At 46.2% G+C, this 17,353-nt stretch carries 14 protein-coding genes; 10 read left to right on the plus strand and 4 right to left on the minus strand.

Translation table 11 applies throughout. The annotated features are described in order from the left end of the window. Positions 1–252: 252 nt before the first annotated feature. Entirely contained in the window at positions 253–2,133 is a 1,881-nt protein-coding gene (htpG, locus tag M1E03_RS00555; RefSeq protein ID WP_023856871.1) for a molecular chaperone HtpG, read from the plus strand. A 51-nt stretch (positions 2,134–2,184) separates the two neighbouring features. Here the strand turns inward: htpG and glpT are convergent, their stop codons facing one another. The 4 genes from glpT to M1E03_RS00575 all read right to left on the minus strand — a co-directional run bounded on the left by glpT (position 2,185) and on the right by M1E03_RS00575 (position 6,487). Beyond that, positions 2,185–3,543, minus strand: a complete 1,359-nt coding sequence (gene glpT, locus M1E03_RS00560) for a glycerol-3-phosphate transporter (RefSeq protein ID WP_020453551.1) — start codon at positions 3,541–3,543, stop codon at positions 2,185–2,187. A gap of 22 nt (positions 3,544–3,565) precedes the next feature. Continuing rightward, positions 3,566–4,459, minus strand: coding sequence for a glycerophosphodiester phosphodiesterase (locus M1E03_RS00565; RefSeq protein WP_145654626.1), 894 nt, complete (start codon positions 4,457–4,459; stop codon positions 3,566–3,568). 244 nt (positions 4,460–4,703) lie between these two features. Then, the gene (locus M1E03_RS00570) at positions 4,704–5,639 is read right to left on the minus strand and encodes an aldo/keto reductase (protein ID WP_020453549.1); all 936 of its coding nucleotides are present in this window, start codon (positions 5,637–5,639) and stop codon (positions 4,704–4,706) included. Between the two features lie 83 nt (positions 5,640–5,722). Further along, on the minus strand, positions 5,723–6,487 hold the full coding sequence (locus M1E03_RS00575) for a DeoR/GlpR family DNA-binding transcription regulator (protein WP_025810534.1): 765 nt from the start codon (positions 6,485–6,487) through the stop codon (positions 5,723–5,725). 469 nt (positions 6,488–6,956) lie between these two features. Here M1E03_RS00575 and iolA point away from each other — a divergent pair, with 469 nt between their 5' ends. The 9 genes from iolA (at position 6,957) to iolI (ending at position 17,344) form a co-directional block, all read left to right on the plus strand. Continuing rightward, the gene (gene iolA, locus M1E03_RS00580; protein ID WP_020453547.1) at positions 6,957–8,420 is read left to right on the plus strand and encodes a methylmalonate-semialdehyde dehydrogenase; all 1,464 of its coding nucleotides are present in this window, start codon (positions 6,957–6,959) and stop codon (positions 8,418–8,420) included. Positions 8,421–8,494: 74 nt separating this feature from the next. Then, entirely contained in the window at positions 8,495–9,310 is an 816-nt protein-coding gene (iolB, locus tag M1E03_RS00585) for a 5-deoxy-glucuronate isomerase (RefSeq protein ID WP_020453546.1), read from the plus strand. A gap of 27 nt (positions 9,311–9,337) precedes the next feature. Next, on the plus strand, positions 9,338–10,315 hold the full coding sequence (gene iolC, locus M1E03_RS00590; protein ID WP_025810535.1) for a 5-dehydro-2-deoxygluconokinase: 978 nt from the start codon (positions 9,338–9,340) through the stop codon (positions 10,313–10,315). Between the two features lie 31 nt (positions 10,316–10,346). Next, a complete protein-coding gene (gene iolD, locus M1E03_RS00595; protein ID WP_105981328.1) occupies positions 10,347–12,260 on the plus strand; it encodes a 3D-(3,5/4)-trihydroxycyclohexane-1,2-dione acylhydrolase (decyclizing) in 1,914 nt (637 codons plus the stop codon). Between the two features lie 13 nt (positions 12,261–12,273). Next, positions 12,274–13,176: a myo-inosose-2 dehydratase gene (iolE, locus tag M1E03_RS00600; RefSeq protein WP_025810537.1), complete on the plus strand. Its 903-nt coding sequence runs from the start codon at positions 12,274–12,276 to the stop codon at positions 13,174–13,176. A 12-nt stretch (positions 13,177–13,188) separates the two neighbouring features. Beyond that, positions 13,189–14,493, plus strand: coding sequence for an MFS transporter (locus M1E03_RS00605; protein WP_020453542.1), 1,305 nt, complete (start codon positions 13,189–13,191; stop codon positions 14,491–14,493). Between the two features lie 23 nt (positions 14,494–14,516). Then, positions 14,517–15,551: a Gfo/Idh/MocA family protein gene (locus M1E03_RS00610; protein WP_020453541.1), complete on the plus strand. Its 1,035-nt coding sequence runs from the start codon at positions 14,517–14,519 to the stop codon at positions 15,549–15,551. 23 nt (positions 15,552–15,574) lie between these two features. Then, positions 15,575–16,441 (plus strand): sugar phosphate isomerase/epimerase family protein, encoded by an 867-nt coding sequence (locus tag M1E03_RS00615; protein WP_020453540.1) that lies wholly within the window; start codon positions 15,575–15,577, stop codon positions 16,439–16,441. A gap of 66 nt (positions 16,442–16,507) precedes the next feature. Continuing rightward, entirely contained in the window at positions 16,508–17,344 is an 837-nt protein-coding gene (iolI, locus tag M1E03_RS00620; RefSeq protein WP_020453539.1) for a 2-keto-myo-inositol isomerase, read from the plus strand. Positions 17,345–17,353: the final 9 nt, after the last annotated feature.

A 17,353-nucleotide genomic window follows, 5' to 3' on the forward strand; every position in this document is an offset into this window, starting at 1 on the left:
TGGCTTGTCTAAAAAAGGGCAGACTTCTCCCGTCTTTAAGCCAATTCTCTTTTAAGAACAGTTGATAAGATTTTCATTCCTTTCCACCTCGTTTTGGTCAAATTTACCTTCACAACACATTATATGAAGCGGAGTGCCGGTTGTCAAACCGCTGCCATATGAATTGACATCGTGCAGGCAGTGTGTTATTTAATTTGTGAACAGAATCGAACGATATATGTATATCATATGAGCAAAAGAGGAGAGAGACAGATGGCTAAAAAAGAATTTAAAGCAGAATCCAAGAGATTGCTGGACATCATGATCAACTCGATTTATTCCCAAAAGGAAGTCTTTTTAAGGGAGCTGATATCCAATGCGAGCGATGCCATCGATAAAATCTACTACAAAGCACTGACAGACGATTCACTGACGTTTAACAAAGATGATTACTACATAAAAATCTCCGCAGACAAAGAAAACAGAACGCTGACGATTGCGGACACCGGGATCGGCATGACGAAAGAAGAGCTTGAAGAACATCTTGGAACCATTGCCAAGAGCGGCTCGCTTGCGTTTAAACAAGAAAACGAATTAAAAGACGGGCACGATATTATCGGCCAGTTCGGCGTCGGTTTCTACGCCGCTTTTATGGTTGCGGACACCGTCACCGTCATGACAAAAGCCCATGGCAGCGATGAAGCGTATCAATGGGAATCAGCGGGGGCCGACGGCTATACGATCGAACCGGCTGCGAAAGAATCAGCGGGAACCGATGTCATTTTGAAGCTGAAAGAAAATACAGACGACGAAAACTATGATGAATACTTGGATGTTCATCGCTTAAAAGCGATCATCAAAACATATTCTGATTTCATCCGCTATCCGATCAAGATGGATGTCACCGTTAACAAGCCGAAAGAAGACGCTGAAAATGAATTTGAAGAAGTTCAGGAAGAACAGACAGTCAACAGCATGGTGCCGATTTGGCGAAAAAACAAAAGCGAACTGAAAGATGAAGATTACGAGGCGTTTTATACGGAAAAGCGTTACGGTTTTGACAAGCCGCTCGCTCACGTCCATACAAGCGTGGACGGCGCAGTGAGATATCATGCGATTTTATTCATCCCTGAAAATATTCCGTTCAACTACTACACGAAGGAATTTGAGAAGGGTCTTGAACTGTATTCGAACGGTGTGCTGATCATGGAAAAGTGTCCGGACCTGCTGCCTGACCACTTCAGCTTTGTCAAAGGAATGGTCGATTCAGAAGACTTATCGCTCAACATTTCGAGGGAGATGCTCCAGCATGACAGGCAGCTGAAGCTGATTGCCAAAAACATCAGCAAAAAAATCAAGAATGAGCTGAAAAGCTTGCTGAAAAATGACAGAGAAAAATACGAGTCTTTTTATCAATCGTTTGGCAGACAGCTTAAATTTGGGGTATACAATGATTTTGGAGCTCATAAAGATATGCTGAAAGACCTGCTGCTTTTCTATTCATCAAAAGAGAAAAAGCTGGTCACCCTTGATGAATATGTATCCAGAATGCCTGAAGATCAAAAATACATTTACTATGCGTCAGGCGACTCGTATGACCGAATTGAAAAGCTTCCTCAAACCGAGCTGGTTTCGGAAAAAGGGTATGAAATCCTTTATTTCACCGAGGACATCGATGAGTTCGCCATCAAAATGCTGGCGAATTATCAAGAAAAAGAATTCAAGTCGGTATCCAGCGGCGACCTCGGAATCGAAAACGATGATGAGCAAAATCAATCAGACGGGGACGACAGCCAATACAAAGACCTTTTTGAAGAGATGAAAAAGACCCTGGATGGAAAAGTGAAAAGCGTAAGGGCGTCAAAACGGCTGAAGACACATTCTGTATGCCTAGCCGCTGACGGAGAAGTCACCATCGAGATGGAGAAAATCTTAAACGCAATGCCTGACAACCAGCACGTAAAGGCTGATAAAGCATTGGAAATCAATACAAATCATGAAGTCTTCAAAACACTGCAGGATGCTTTTGAAAACGACAAAGATAAATTCAAGCTGTACACCGGCATCCTGTACAACCAGGCGCTGCTGATAGAAGGCTTGCCAATCGAAGACCCCGTCGAATTTACGAATGATATATGCAAAGTGATGGCATAAAAATAAAAAAGATACATCTCAGCTTTAGGCGAGATGTATCTTTTTTTGATGTTAATGTTTCACAACTTCCTGTCCCCGCACATTCCATGTCATCGCAAAGATGAGTGCTGCGATTGCACATGAAGCGGTTAAGAGCGTAAAGCCCGCATTCCAGCCGGATGCATCGACGATAACACCCATCAGCGCATTTGCCGTCAAGGTTCCGCCCAGGTATCCGAACAGACCCGTCAATCCTGCAGCCGTACCTGCCGCTTTTTTCGGAACAAAGTCAAGCGCCTGAAGACCGATCAGCATAACTGGACCGTAAATGAGGAATCCGATCGCGATCAATGATGCCATGTCGATCATCGGATTGCCGGCTGGATTGAACCAGTATACAAGCACCGCGATCAAAACACCTACCATAAAGACAAAGCCTGCCGGTCCGCGGCGCCCTTTAAACCATTTGTCAGAGATCCAGCCGCAAAGCAATGTCCCCGGAATCCCCGCCCATTCATACAGAAAATAAGCGACACTTGATTTGCTCATATCAAAGCCTTTTTCTTCGCTTAAATAGGTTGGCGCCCAATCCAGAACGCCGTAGCGGACGAAGTACACGAAAATGTTGGCAAGTGCGATCGCCCACACCCATTTATTATTTAATACATATTTAAAGAGGATTTCTTTCGTTGATAATTCCGTTTCAAATGTTTTCTTCGACTTGCTTGAATAATCGTTGCGGTATTCCTCGATTGGAGGCAGTCCGACAGACTGCGGCGTATCCCGGATCAGCCAGTAAGAAATGACGGCAACGGCGATGGCGACCAAGGCGGGCAAAATAAATACGCCTTCATAGCCTGTAGCAGATCCCGTAATGCCTGAGAAGATGGCGACGCCGGCAACGGCAATCGGCGCCATCAGTCCCCCGCCGACATTGTGGGCGACATTCCAAATAGCTGTTTTATTTCCCCTTTCGCTGACGCTGAACCAGTGGACAAGGACGCGTCCTGACGGCGGCCATCCCATGCCTTGGAACCAGCCGTTTAAGAACAGCATGATAAACATAATGGCGATCGATGAGGTGAAGAAAGGAACAAACCCCATCAACAAGCTGATGACAGCGGAAAGGATCAAACCGGCGGGCAGGAACATCCGCGGATTGCTCCGGTCTGATATCGTGGCCATCACGAACTTGCTCAGCCCGTAAGAGATGGATAGAGCGGATAAGGCAAAGCCGAGCGCCGACTTTGAAAATCCCTCTTCGATTAAATAAGGCATGGCAAGCGAGAAATTTTTGCGAATTAAATAGTATGCCGCATAACCGATGAAGATGCCGAGAAAAACTTGCAGTCTGAATTTCTTATATTCCGAATCAATTTGATCGTCCGGCATCCGCTCAATCGGCGGTGCTGGTTTAAACAGTTTTAACATGGTATACCCCTTCTTTATTCATTTACTTCTTTTCACGTAAAACATCGCGCAGCCGGTCCGGAAAGTTGGTGAACATTCCGGTCGCTCCCCAATCGAGCAGCCGCTTCATATCTTCTTTTTCATTCACGGTATAAGGATGGACCAGCATGCCGGTGCTTCGAATTTTTTGCACGTATGCCCGGTCAATGCGGTCAAAGTTCATGCCGAGTCCGACGCTGTAAGATTGATATTGTTTTAATTCGGCGTCAGTAATGGCAGCCGGTTTGTCGTACCATAATAATTGCACAAGCGGAATGTTTGGATTAGCGTTATGAATGATTTGTAAGCTTTCAGGACTAAAAGATTGAATGATGACTTTGCTTGAATGAATGTTTGCCCCGGTCAGTTTGTATTGCTTCAGAATGTCCAGGAGCTTTTCTTCCATATGATCATAGTCTTCCGGTGATTTTGTTTCGATATAGTAGCGCGCGCTTCTCCCGAATGTTTGGATGATTTCTTCCAGGGTAGGCACTTTCAGCCCAACGTACTCCGTTTTTGCCCGCTCAGGATATGCTTCGTTAAACCAGGAGCCTGCATCAAGCTGTTTGATTTCTTTCAGCGTATAGTCTTTGACAAAACCCGTACCATTGGTCGTGCGATCCAATGTCTCATCGTGCATGGCGACCAAATGTCCGTCTTTTGTCATTTGAAGATCGATTTCTATGTAATCGCCTTTCATTTTTTGCCCAAGCTTATAAGCCAAAAGCGTATGTTCGGGAGCATGACCCGATGCGCCGCGGTGTGCGACATTTAATAGCTGACCCGGATTGAGCTGCGGCTGGGAATGGCTTGCGGCCTCCGCATGCCCGCTGAGTCCAAAACCGGCGGCAGCGATTGCAGCTGTTATAAGGAAGATGCTGCGGACAAGTTTTTTCATCAAATGATTTCCCCTTTCAAGTCGGTATGCAGAATGTTGGTTTCCGGTTTTTTTTCGCCTCCTTAAGTGACGAATAAAAAGAGAGATCCACAAAAAAACCCCTGGCACAAGAGGGTCTTATTGTGAATCTCCCATTCTCCGTCACTTGTATTAACTTCTTTCCTATCATACCAAAAATGGAAGCGCTGTCAATATGATTTTAAAAATAAAGAAACCTATCTTTTAAGATAGGTTTCCTGATTATTTAGCGGGCGAACAGCCGGTCGATGAAATCAATGTCCTCTTGAGACAGATTGACTTCTGCCGTTTTGAGGTTGTCGATCAGCTGATCTGCGCGTTTGGCGCCCGGGATCAACACATCGATTTCAGGTCTTGCCAAGTACCAGGCCAACACGATATGTGCGATGTCAACATTGTGTTTTTCCGCGATCGGCGCAAGCTGGTTCACTTTTCTAATGTTTTCTTTGAAGCGTTCGCCTTGGAAGTTTTCCATTTCTCTTCTCAGGTCGCCTTCCGGGAACGTTGTATCTTCGCTGTATTTTCCGGCGAGCAATCCGGAGACAAGCGGGAAGTAAGGAACAAATGAGATGTTATGCTCCTGTGTATACGGGAAGAATGTCGCCTCAGCTTCCCTGTTCAGCAAGTTGTATTCGCCTTGGAGCACATCCACCAATCCGTCTTTGTTCGCTTCTTTCAGCTGCTCAAGCGAAAAGTTGGATACCCCGATCGCTCTGATTTTGCCTTCCTGCTTCAGTTCATGGAGCGCTTGAACCGCTTCGTCTTTCGGCGTGTTCTCATCAGGGAAATGGATATAGAAAAGGTCGATGTAGTCAGTTTGCAGACGCTCCAGACTTTCTTCAACGGATTTTTTCAAAAATGCAGGGGAGTTGTCAAAGACAAAATCGTCGCCTTCTTTCTTATGGGCGGCTTTTGTCGCAATCACGACATCCTCGCGGTTGAATTCTTTGAGGACTTCGCCGATTAATTCTTCGGAACGGCCGATGCCGTATATGTAGGCGGTATCTAAAAATGTGACGCCGTTTCTGATCGCTTCCCGCACCAATTCTTTTCCCGTTTCTTCATTGAGATTCGGATAAAGGTTATGTCCTCCGACGGCATTGGTTCCCAAACCAATCGGGAATACGTGCAAATCTGATTTGCCAACTTTAACTTTTTTCATTGGATTCCCCTCCTGAAATGATATGTTGATCAATAAACTTGGCCGGCCGCTTGGATACAGCCGGTCAAGGATGTCCAATTCAACTATACATGTTTTGCCAAATGGATTTCAATGTTGCGCTCTTTACAGTACTCGTGATATTCCTCATCCAGCGCCTGAGATGTGACGATCGCGTGCAATCTGTCAAACGGCGCGTACGTCAGCAAGGTCGACTTCCCGAATTTGGAATGATCGGCCAGCAAGTATACTTGTTTTGCTTTTTCGGATATTTTCTTTTTAATTTCATATTCAAGCAGATCGGAGTTTGTCAGTCCATGGGTAAGTGTTGCTCCTGTTGCCGACATGAAAGCTTTATTAATATTATATTTATCCAATGTTCCCGGATCATCCATGCCGACGAAGGACTGCGTTTTCCGTTTGTAGTTGCTGCCGATGATGATCAAGTTTATATTTTGCATCGCGGCAGCAGCGTTGATAATGTCGAGGCTGTTCGTTAAAACGGTTACATTTTTATTTGGATCAAGAGTTTCCAATATGGATTGGGTCGTTGTGCCGGAATCGATAAAGATCAGGTCATGGTCTTCAATAAAGCGTGAAGCGTAGTGCGCGATTTTCATCTTGGCATCCTTGTTTTGAATGGTTCTGTTTTCAAATGGGATTAAGGCCGTTTTTTCGATCGCCGTTACGCCGCCGTAGACTTTTTTTATGACTCCTTTCTCGGTCAGCTTGTTAATGTCGCGTCTGACCGTGTTTTTGGAAACATTAAAGACCTGGCAAAGCTCATCAAGCGAAACGGTGCCATTGGTCAAAATATATTCTTCCATTTCTTTAATCCGCATTAACTTCATACCAAGTATCTCCTTCTAGTATATTTGGCTAAATATATATAATAAACCCAAAAGTTAACCAATAATTGTTTAAAAAATGATAACATTGGTGATTATTTTTTGCAAGATTTGTCCTGTTCCTTTTTATTATACAATGTTTTTCTAAATCATTTTAAGGTTTTCTATAAATCTTACAAAAGAAAAATTTAATGATTTTGATTGACTTATGGGTAAGAGCGGATTAGAATATAACCAAGAAGTGACCAAAACGTGATAAAGTTGAGAAATTTCTGAGTGTAAACGTTTTATTGCGTTGCGGTTCTTTTGATAAAATCATCGTTCTATTCATTAATTTCTTTTGTAAGCGTTTAATTCCTGTTTTTTGCGAAAATCCGTTATGCAATGAAGAGCCGTTCGGCATTCATACATAATGGTTGGAACCTGCCCCATCTGTACCAGGAGATGTTTAATATTCAAGGAGGTTATAAGAATGGCAGAAATCAGAAAGTTAAGAAACTATATTAATGGAGAATGGGTTGAAAGCAAAACCGACAAATACGAAGATGTAGTCAATCCTGCGACGAAAGAAGTGCTTTGCCAGGTGCCGATTTCGACGCGCGAGGATATCGAATACGCAGCGCAAACAGCGGCTGAAGCGTTTAAGACATGGTCAAAAGTGGCCGTTCCGCGCCGGGCAAGAATTCTATTTAACTTTCAGCAGCTTTTGACTCAGCATAAAGAGGAGCTCGCCCACCTCATCACGATTGAAAACGGAAAAAACACGAAAGAAGCGTTGGGCGAAGTTGGACGCGGCATCGAGAATGTCGAGTTTGCAGCTGGAGCGCCATCCCTGATGATGGGAGATTCACTTGCTTCAATTGCAACCGATGTTGAAGCGGCGAACTACCGTTACCCGATCGGAGTCGTCGGCGGAATTGCCCCATTTAACTTCCCGATGATGGTACCGTGCTGGATGTTCCCGATGGCCATTGCGTTAGGAAACACATTTATTCTGAAACCTTCCGAGCGGACGCCGCTCCTGACGGAAAAGCTTGTTGAACTGTTTGAAAAAGCCGGACTTCCTAAAGGGGTCTTCAATGTCGTATACGGTGCTCATGATGTAGTAAACGGCATTCTCGAACACCCGGAAATTAAAGCGATTTCATTCGTCGGTTCAAAACCGGTCGGAGAATATGTCTATAAAAAAGGAAGCGAAAACCTGAAACGCGTTCAATCGCTGACAGGCGCTAAAAACCACACCATCGTTCTGAACGATGCCAATCTTGAAGACACGGTAACAAATATTATCGGCGCTGCTTTCGGATCTGCCGGCGAACGCTGTATGGCATGTGCAGTAGTGACGGTTGAAGAAGGGATCGCAGATGAATTCATGGAGAAATTGGTTCAGAAAGCATCTGAAGTCAAAATCGGAAACGGACTAGACGACGGTGTATTCCTCGGACCTGTCATTCGCGAAGACAACAAGAAACGCACACTCGGCTATATACAAAAAGGAGTTGAAGAGGGTGCGAGACTTGTCTGCGACGGACGTGAAAATGTGACAGATGAAGGCTATTTCGTCGGCCCGACAATCTTTGACAATGTCACAACTGATATGACGATCTGGAAAGACGAGATTTTTGCTCCCGTATTGTCAGTCATCCGTGTGAAGAACTTGAAAGAAGCGGTTGACATCGCCAACCAATCCGAATTTGCAAACGGCGCATGTTTGTTCACATCGAATTCGAATGCGATCCGCTATTTCCGTGAAAACATTGATGCGGGAATGCTCGGCATCAACTTGGGCGTACCGGCTCCGATGGCATTCTTCCCGTTCTCAGGATGGAAGTCTTCGTTCTTTGGCACATTGCATGCGAACGGAAAAGACAGCGTCGATTTCTATACGCGCAAAAAGGTCGTCACTGCAAGATATCCGGCGCCTGACTTCAATTAATTGTGAAAAAACCGAGCGGCGCGGTTCCCGCGCTGTTCGGATCATGTTTCAAGTTTGAAAAGGAGGCTTTATCCATGAGTCATTTGTTGCGCAAGCCGCAGGCGAATGAGCTGTCACAAGGCGTGAAGCTTGTACACGAAGTGAAAAAATCGAATTCGGATCTCAGTTATGTCGAGTTTAAAGTCCTTGATCTCGCACCGGGATCCAGCTATGAAGAATCGCTGAGCAAACAAGAATGCTGCATCGTCGCGCTTACCGGAAAGATTACCGTAACCGATCATGAACAGACATTTGAAAATATCGGCACGAGAGAAAGCGTTTTCGAAAGAAAGCCGACCGACAGCGTGTATGTGTCAAATGACCGCAAGTTCGGCATTACCGCGGTTACAGAGGCAAGAGTTGCCCTGTGCTATTCCCCTTCTGAAAATCAGCTGCCGACGAAACTGATCAAAGCTGAAGACAACGGTATTGAAAACCGCGGGAAATTCAGCAATAAACGAACCGTTCATAACATACTTCCGGATTCAGATCCTTCAGCGAACAGCCTTTTAGTCGTCGAAGTCTACACTGAAAGCGGAAACTGGTCCAGCTATCCGCCGCACAAGCATGATCAAGACAACCTGCCTGAAGAGTCCTTTTTAGAAGAAACATACTACCATGAACTTGACCCACAGCAAGGCTTTGTATTTCAGCGCGTCTATACAGATGACCGTTCTATCGACGAGACGATGACTGTTGAAAATGGAAACGTTGTCATCGTGCCGGCCGGATACCATCCTGTCGGGGTGCCTGACGGATACACATCCTATTATTTAAACGTGATGGCAGGGCCGACGCGGAAATGGAAGTTTCATAACGACCCTGACCATGAATGGATTTTGGAACGCTAACAATAAGGCAAGGAGAGGCTGTTGAAGATGAGGTATACGTTTAATGAAGAGAAAGAATTTGACATTGTAGCGATCGGCCGCGCATGTATCGATTTAAACGCAGTCGAATACAACAGGCCGATGGAGCAGACGATGACATTTTCAAAATATGTCGGCGGCTCCCCGGCTAATATTGCAATCGGCAGTTCCAAATTAGGATTGAAGACCGGCTTTATCGGGAAGATTCCGGATGACCAGCACGGCAGATTCATCGAAACCTATATGAGAAATACGGGTGTCGATACGTCACAAATGGCGGTTGATAAAGACGGACATAAAGCGGGGCTTGCTTTCACAGAAATTTTAAGCCCTGAAGAATGCAGCATTTTAATGTACAGGGATGATGTTGCAGATCTTTACCTTGCCCCTTCTGAAGTGAACGAAGACTATATTGCAAAATCGAAGATGCTTCTTGTGTCAGGTACGGCGCTGGCTAAAAGCCCTTCCCGCGAAGCGGTGCTGAAAGCCGTGCAGCTGGCGAAAAAGCATCAAGTGAAAGTGGTCTTTGAGCTTGACTATCGTCCATATACGTGGACATCTGCGGAGGAAACGTCCGTTTACTATACGCTTGTTGCCGAACAATCAGACATTGTCATCGGAACGCGTGATGAGTTTGATGTAATGGAAAATAAGAGCGGCGGCAGCAATGAAGAATCTGTTCAGCATTTGTTTGCACATTCCGCAGATCTTGTCGTTATCAAGCACGGTGTCGAAGGTTCATATGCATACAGCAAATCCGGAGACATCTTCCGGGCGAAAGCATACAAAACGAAGGTCTTAAAAACGTTTGGAGCGGGGGATTCATACGCTTCCGCTTTCCTCTACGGACTCGTTTCAGGCAAAGATATTGAAACTGCGCTGAAATACGGAAGCGCTTCCGCATCCATTGTTGTTTCCAAGCACAGCTCATCTGAAGCGATGCCGACAGTCGCCGAGATTGAAGAGCTTATCGCGGCTCAGTCTTAAATGAAGAATATGAATAAAGGTGGGATCGTTTGTGGGCAAGAAAATACGTTTAACCACAGCACAAGCGTTAATTAAATTCTTAAATCAGCAGTACATCCATGTAGATGGTGAAGAAACACCGTTTGTCGAGGGGATCTTTACGATTTTCGGCCATGGGAACGTCGTTGGCATCGGCCAGGCGCTTGAACAGGATGCGGGTCATTTAAAGGTGTTTCAAGGCAAGAATGAGCAGGGAATGGCACATGCGGCAATGGCTTACAGCAAGCAGATGCTGAGGAGGAAGATCTATGCTGTATCAACATCAGTCGGACCGGGAGCAGCTAACCTTGTGGCCGCCGCAGGTACGGCGCTTGCGAACAATATTCCGGTTCTCTTGATTCCGGCTGATACATTTGCAACGAGACAGCCTGATCCTGTTCTTCAGCAAGTAGAACAGGAATACAGTGCGGCGATTACGACGAACGATGCTTTGAAGCCTGTTTCGAGGTATTGGGACCGGATTACGCGCCCTGAACAGTTGATGAGCAGTCTGATTCGCGCTTTTGAAGTGATGACAGATCCTGCAAAAGCGGGTCCTGCAACGGTTTGCATTTCTCAAGATGTTGAAGGGGAAGCCTATGATTTCGATGAAAGCTTTTTTGAGAAACGCGTTCACTATATTGATCGCAAAGAGCCGAGCGAGCGTGAACTGAAGGGAGCGGCAGAGCTGATCAAGTCGAGCAAAAAACCGCTCATCTTGGTCGGCGGCGGAGCGAAATATTCCGGAGCGCGCGACGAACTGATCGCCATGTCTGAAGCGTACAATATTCCGCTGGTGGAAACCCAGGCCGGAAAATCTACAGTGGAAGCTGATTTTGCCAACAACTTGGGTGGAATGGGCATCACAGGTACGCTGGCGGCAAACAAAGCGGCTCGCGAGGCTGACTTGATCATTGGAATCGGCACGCGCTATACCGATTTCGCGACATCATCAAAAACCGCTTTTGACTTTGACAACTCAAAGTTTTTAAACATCAATGTCAACAGAATGCAGGCATATAAACTGGATGCTTTCCAAGTCGTTGCCGATGCAAAAGTAACGCTCGGCAAGCTGCACGGTTTATTGGAAGGCTATAAGAGCGAATTCGGTTCGATCATCAAGGAGCTGAAAGCCGAGTGGCTTGCTGAGCGTGACCGTTTGAGCAAGGTAACATTTAAGCGTGAAAACTTCACACCTGAAATTAAAGATCATTTTTCTCAAGAAATACTCAACGAATACGCGGATGTGCTGCAAACCGAGCTCCCGCAAACAACGGCATTGCTCGCCATCAATGAAACAGTTGATCCGGACAGCGTCGTCATTTGTTCAGCAGGATCTTTGCCTGGGGATCTCCAACGGCTGTGGCATTCAAACGTACCGAATACGTACCACTTGGAATACGGCTATTCCTGCATGGGATATGAAGTATCGGGAACACTCGGCTTGAAATTGGCTCATCCTGATAGAGAGGTTTATTCACTGGTCGGAGACGGAAGCTTCCTGATGCTCCACTCAGAGCTCATTACAGCAATTCAATATAATAAAAAAATCAACGTGCTGCTCTTCGACAACTCAGGATTCGGCTGTATCAACAACCTGCAAATGGACCATGGAAGCGGCAGCTACTTCTGCGAATTCAGAACAGCAGACAATCAGATTCTCAATGTCGACTACGCGAAAGTGGCCGAAGGGTATGGAGCAAAAACCTACAAAGCGAACACGATCGAAGAATTAAAAGCGGCGCTTGAAGATGCCAAAAAACAAGATGTCTCAACATTGATCGAAATGAAGGTGTTGCCGAAGACGATGACGGACGGCTATGACAGCTGGTGGCACGTAGGCGTTGCAGAGGTTTCCGAACAGGAAAGCGTGCAAAAGGCGTATGAAGCAAAAGAAAAAATGCTGAAATCTGCAAAGCAGTATTAAAGGAGGCACCAGGATGGGCAAGACACAAATTCTATGGGGCATCGCCCCCATAGGGTGGCGGAACGATGATATTCCGGAAATCGGCGCGGGAAACACACTTCAGCATTTGTTGAGCGACATTGTTGTTGCAGGCTTTCAAGGCACAGAAGTGGGCGGCTTTTTTCCGGAACCGGCCATTCTCAATAAAGAGCTCGAGCTGCGAAATCTAAGGATTGCCGGCAAGTGGTTCAGCAGCTATATCATTCGGGACGGCATTGAAGAAGCAGCCAAGGAATTTGCGGCTCACTGCCAGTACTTGAAAGACGTCCATGCCGATGTTGCGGTCGTATCAGAACAGACGTACAGCGTGCAGGGCTTGGATAAAAACGTGTTTAAAGAAAAGCCTTATTTCACCGATGAAGAATGGCAGCGGCTATTTGAAGGGTTAAATCACCTCGGGGAAATCGCCGTCCGGTACGACCTGAAGCTTGTCTATCATCATCACCTCGGCACAGGCGTGCAGACAGAGGAAGAGGTTGACCGGCTCATGGCGGGAACTGACCCGGCCCTCGTGCACCTTCTGTATGATACTGGGCATGCCTACATTTCAGATGGAAATTATATGAACATACTAGAGAAGCATATGGACCGTATTGGCCACGTTCATTTTAAAGACGCGCGCCTCAAGATCATAGAGAAATGCAAGCAGGAAGGAAAATCGTTCCAACAGGCGTTTTTGCAAGGGATGTTCACTGTTCCAGGCGATGGCTGCATCGATTTTAGAGAAGTCTATCAAACGCTATTAAAGCACGGCTATTCCGGCTGGATCGTTGTGGAAGCCGAGCAGGATCCCGATGTTGCCAACCCGCTTGAATACGCATTGATCGCCAGAAAGTACATCGATCGTCACTTGTTGAATGTCCCAGCAACCAATTAGGGGGGCTCTAAATTGAGCAATGGAAGTGCAGCAGTCTCACCATTCAATAAACGAACCGTCGCAGCAGCTTTGGCAAATTACATTGATGCAGGCTCCATTGTCGCAGGATCGGCAGGATTATCTTTATGGGTCAGTTACCTAAAGCTTTCTGATACACAGATCGGACTGCTCGGCGCGTTTAGCGCCAACGCCATCTCAGCGGCAATCGGAGCGCTGCTCGGAGGCTTTTTGGCCGACAAGATTGGCCGAAAGGCTGTCTATACGAACAGTATGCTGGTTTATGCACTGGGGATTTGTTTAGTATTGTTCGGCACCAGCTTCCCCTTTTTGTTAAGCGGTTACATTATTATCGGTTTATCGGTAGGAGCTGATATTACGGCTTCCTGGACGATCATCGCGGAGAACGCACCTAAGAAAAACAGGGCCCGTCATTGCGGGGTTGCGCAGGTCGCATGGGCGGCGGGAGCGGTTGTGGTCCTGCTGCTGTCGGTCCTCCTCGGTGATATAGGCTTATTGGGCAATAAAATCGTGTTTGGGCATTTGCTCGTTATCGCATTGATCACCTATGTTCTGCGAAAAAGGCTGCCGGAATCCGATGCCTGGCAGGGTCAATCCGAATCGGCTCAAGCCGTCAGGAAGCCGAAGGCGTCTTATCTCGATTTGCTTCAGCCTAAGTATTTGAAAAGCATTTTATTTTTAATGGGCGTGTACTTGGTTTGGAATCTGGCTGCAGGTGTCATGGGGTTTTTTATGCCTTACATTTATCAGCAGGTCGGCGATGTGTCAGCGACCATGGCAAACATTTTGCAGATGGGGCTGTTTATTTTCACCGGGCTTGGCGTCGCTTTTATCTTCATGCCGTTTGCAGACAAATACAGGAAGACAGTGTTTGGGATCTCCGCATTTGCAGCGGTGATCGGCTGGTCATTGTTTCTGCTTCCGGCAGAGGGCATGCCGATCCTCATCCTCTTTATCGTGATGATCGGCCTAAACAATGGGGCCGGGCAACAGGCCAATTATCAATTATGGGCGAGTGAAATTTTCCCGACGGAATATCGCGCATCTGCACAAGGATTGATGTTCTTCCTCGTTCGTATTTCAATCGGGGCTTGGAGCCTTTTCGTTCCAATGATCATCTCGAATTTTGGAATTGCATTTATGGCGGCCATTCTCCTTGGATGTGTAACGGCCAGCATGCTCATCGGGCTCTTTTTTGCACCGAATACATCCGGTAAGTCGCTTGAACAAATTCAGGAAGAGCTGTATGGGACTCCTCCGGCTCAAGCTGGGCAAGTGCAAACAAGAAAAATTATGTAATTATTTTGAAGGAGTGGCTATCAATGAAATTACGCATTGGTGTTATTGGTACAGGAGCAATCGGAAAAGAACACATCAACCGCATCACGAATAAATTAGCCGGCGGCGAAATTGTCGCGGTCACCGATGTAAACCAGGAGGCAGCTCAGCAAGTTGTAACAGACTACAGCCTGAATGCAAAGGTCTATCCGGATGACGACAGTCTCATTGCAGCCGAAAATGTAGACGCAGTCTTAGTCACAAGCTGGGGACCGGCACATGAATCAAGTGTTTTGAAAGCGATTAAAGCGAACAAATTCGTATTTTGCGAAAAGCCTCTGGCGACGACTGCGGAAGGATGCATGCGGATCGTCAATGAAGAAATCAAAGCGGGCAAACGTCTCGTTCAAGTCGGCTTTATGCGCCGTTATGACAGCGGTTACGTACAGCTGAAAGAAGCGATCGACAACCGGGTCATCGGCGAGCCTCTCATGATCCACTGTGCGCACCGCAACCCGGTTGTAGGCGACAACTATACGACAGATATGGCTGTTGTCGATACGCTTGTCCATGAAATAGACGCCCTGCACTGGCTGATCAATGACGATTACGAATCCGTTCAGGTCATTTATCCGAAAAAATCGAAAAACGCGCTCCCTCATTTGCGTGATCCGCAAATCGTCATCATCGAAACGAAAGGCGGAGTCGTGATTAATGCGGAAATCTATGTCAACTGCAAATACGGCTACGATATCCAGTGTGAAATCGTCGGAGAAGACGGAATCGTGAAGCTTCCTGAACCATCAAGCATCTCTCTCAGAAAAGACGGCAAATTCTCGACGGATATTCTCATGGATTGGCAGCGCCGCTTTGTAGACGCTTATGATGTAGAAATCCAAGATTTCATTGACTCGATCCAACAGAAAGGCGAGGTCAGCGGGCCGACTGCATGGGACGGCTATATCGCCGCCGTGACGACGGATGCCTGCGTAAAAGCTCAGGAATCCGGACAGAAAGAACCTGTGGCGCTTCAAGAGAAACCGAAATTCTATCAAACGTTTACAACTGTTCAAAAATAAAAACTTTCCGAGGAGTGAAAAGTATGAAATTAGCATTGGATCCATCGATGTATCGCGATGATTTAACTTTGGAGGAAACGGTCTATAAAACGGCGGAGCTTGGCTACGAATATATCGAACTATCGCCGCGCGAAGATTTTTGTCCATTCTATAAATATCCGAAAGTCGATTCAGCTAAAATCAAACAATTAAAGCGGCTTTTAAAAGATTCCGGTGTTAAGCTTTCATCGCTCCTTCCGCTTTACCACTGGGCCGGTCCTGATGAAGATCGCCGTCAGGCAGCGGTGCGCAATTGGAAAAGGGCGATCGAAATTGCGGTTGAGCTTGAAGTCGATTTGATGAACAGCGAATTCAGCGGTTCAAAATACGATCCTTTAACAAGTGAAGAAAAATTTATCAAATCCATGGATGAGCTTCTGCCAGTCTTTGAAAAAGAAGGCATTAAACTCAATCTTCAAGCCCATCCATACGATTTTATCGAAACACACAAAGGTGCGATGGATATGATCCGAGCGCTTGACAAGGACTGGATCAATCTTGTCTACTCGACTGCGCACACATTCTTCTATGACGACGGAAAAGGCGACATCGAGACAATGTTTGACGAAGCCGGCGACCGCCTCACGCATGTTTTATTTGCAGATACTTATAATCATAAAGCGGCTCATGGCCTTCGCTACATCGTCAATCCGCCTGACGCGAAAGTAACGGTTCACCAGCATTTGGACATTGGCCAAGGCGAGGTTGATTTTGATACGATTTTCAGAAAGCTGAGAGAGATGAAGTTTGACGGAATAGCGACGAATGCCGTGTTTGCCTGGGTTGACGAAAGAGCGGATGAATCAAGCAGATTCATGCTTGAAAAGCTGAAACAGGAATTACTAGGATAAGCCCCTGAGTTCGGCGCCCTGCCGAACTCTCTCTTCACAAGGATATTTAGATAAGGAGAATCTAATATGAAGCTATGCTTTAATGAAGCAACGACGTTGGAAAATTCAAACCTAGCAAAAGACCTCGAATACTGTGAGAAGCACGGATACGATTATATCGAAATCCGGACGATGGATAAGCTGCCCGAATATTTAAAAGACCATTCTCTCTCAGAGTTAGCCGAGTATTTTCAGACGCATCATATTAAGCCGCTGGCCTTGAATGCCCTTGTCTTTTTCAACAACCGCGATGATAAAGGGCACCGTGAAATCATCGAAGAATTTAAAGGCATGATGGAAACATGCAAAACGCTTGGTGTGAAATATGTGGTCGCGGTACCGCTTGTCACCGAACAAAAAATCTTAAAAGAAGATATTAAAGCGAGCTCCGTCGAAGTGCTGACAGAGCTGTCAGTCATCGCGGAGCCGTACGGTGTAAAGATCGCTGTCGAGTTTGTCGGTCATCCGGAGTGCACAGTCAATACGTTCAGCCAGGCCTATGACATCGTCATGACCGTGAACCGCGATAATGTCGGCCTTGTTCTTGACAGCTTCCACTTCCATGCAATGGGTTCGGACATTGAGGATTTGAAAAAGGCGGACGGCAAGAAGATTTTCATTTATCATATCGATGATACGGAAGACTTCCCAATCGGCTTTTTAAGAGATGAAGACCGCGTTTGGCCGGGACAGGGGGCCATCGACTTGGATGCCCACTTATCAACTTTGAAAGACATCGGTTTTTCGGATGTCGTGTCAGTTGAATTGTTCAGACCTGAATACTATAAGCTGAGCGCGGAAGAAACGATTCGAACGGCCAAAGAAACAACAGTTGAAGTTGTTTCAAAATACTTCAAGATTTAATACGGGATA

Source organism: Bacillus sp. PK6-013 (assembly GCF_054161445.1).

Coding starts and splice junctions, on each gene's coding strand:
- M1E03_RS00615 (WP_020453540.1), top strand. CDS start 15,575: ATGAAATTAGCATTGGATCCATCGATGTATCGCGATGATTTAACTTTG.
- iolE (WP_025810537.1), top strand. CDS start 12,274: ATGGGCAAGACACAAATTCTATGGGGCATCGCCCCCATAGGGTGGCGG.
- iolB (WP_020453546.1), top strand. CDS start 8,495: ATGAGTCATTTGTTGCGCAAGCCGCAGGCGAATGAGCTGTCACAAGGC.
- htpG (WP_023856871.1), top strand. CDS start 253: ATGGCTAAAAAAGAATTTAAAGCAGAATCCAAGAGATTGCTGGACATC.
- M1E03_RS00575 (WP_025810534.1), bottom strand. CDS start 6,487: ATGAAGTTAATGCGGATTAAAGAAATGGAAGAATATATTTTGACCAAT.
- iolI (WP_020453539.1), top strand. CDS start 16,508: ATGAAGCTATGCTTTAATGAAGCAACGACGTTGGAAAATTCAAACCTA.
- M1E03_RS00570 (WP_020453549.1), bottom strand. CDS start 5,639: ATGAAAAAAGTTAAAGTTGGCAAATCAGATTTGCACGTATTCCCGATT.
- glpT (WP_020453551.1), bottom strand. CDS start 3,543: ATGTTAAAACTGTTTAAACCAGCACCGCCGATTGAGCGGATGCCGGAC.
- M1E03_RS00565 (WP_145654626.1), bottom strand. CDS start 4,459: ATGAAAAAACTTGTCCGCAGCATCTTCCTTATAACAGCTGCAATCGCT.
- iolA (WP_020453547.1), top strand. CDS start 6,957: ATGGCAGAAATCAGAAAGTTAAGAAACTATATTAATGGAGAATGGGTT.
- M1E03_RS00610 (WP_020453541.1), top strand. CDS start 14,517: ATGAAATTACGCATTGGTGTTATTGGTACAGGAGCAATCGGAAAAGAA.
- iolC (WP_025810535.1), top strand. CDS start 9,338: ATGAGGTATACGTTTAATGAAGAGAAAGAATTTGACATTGTAGCGATC.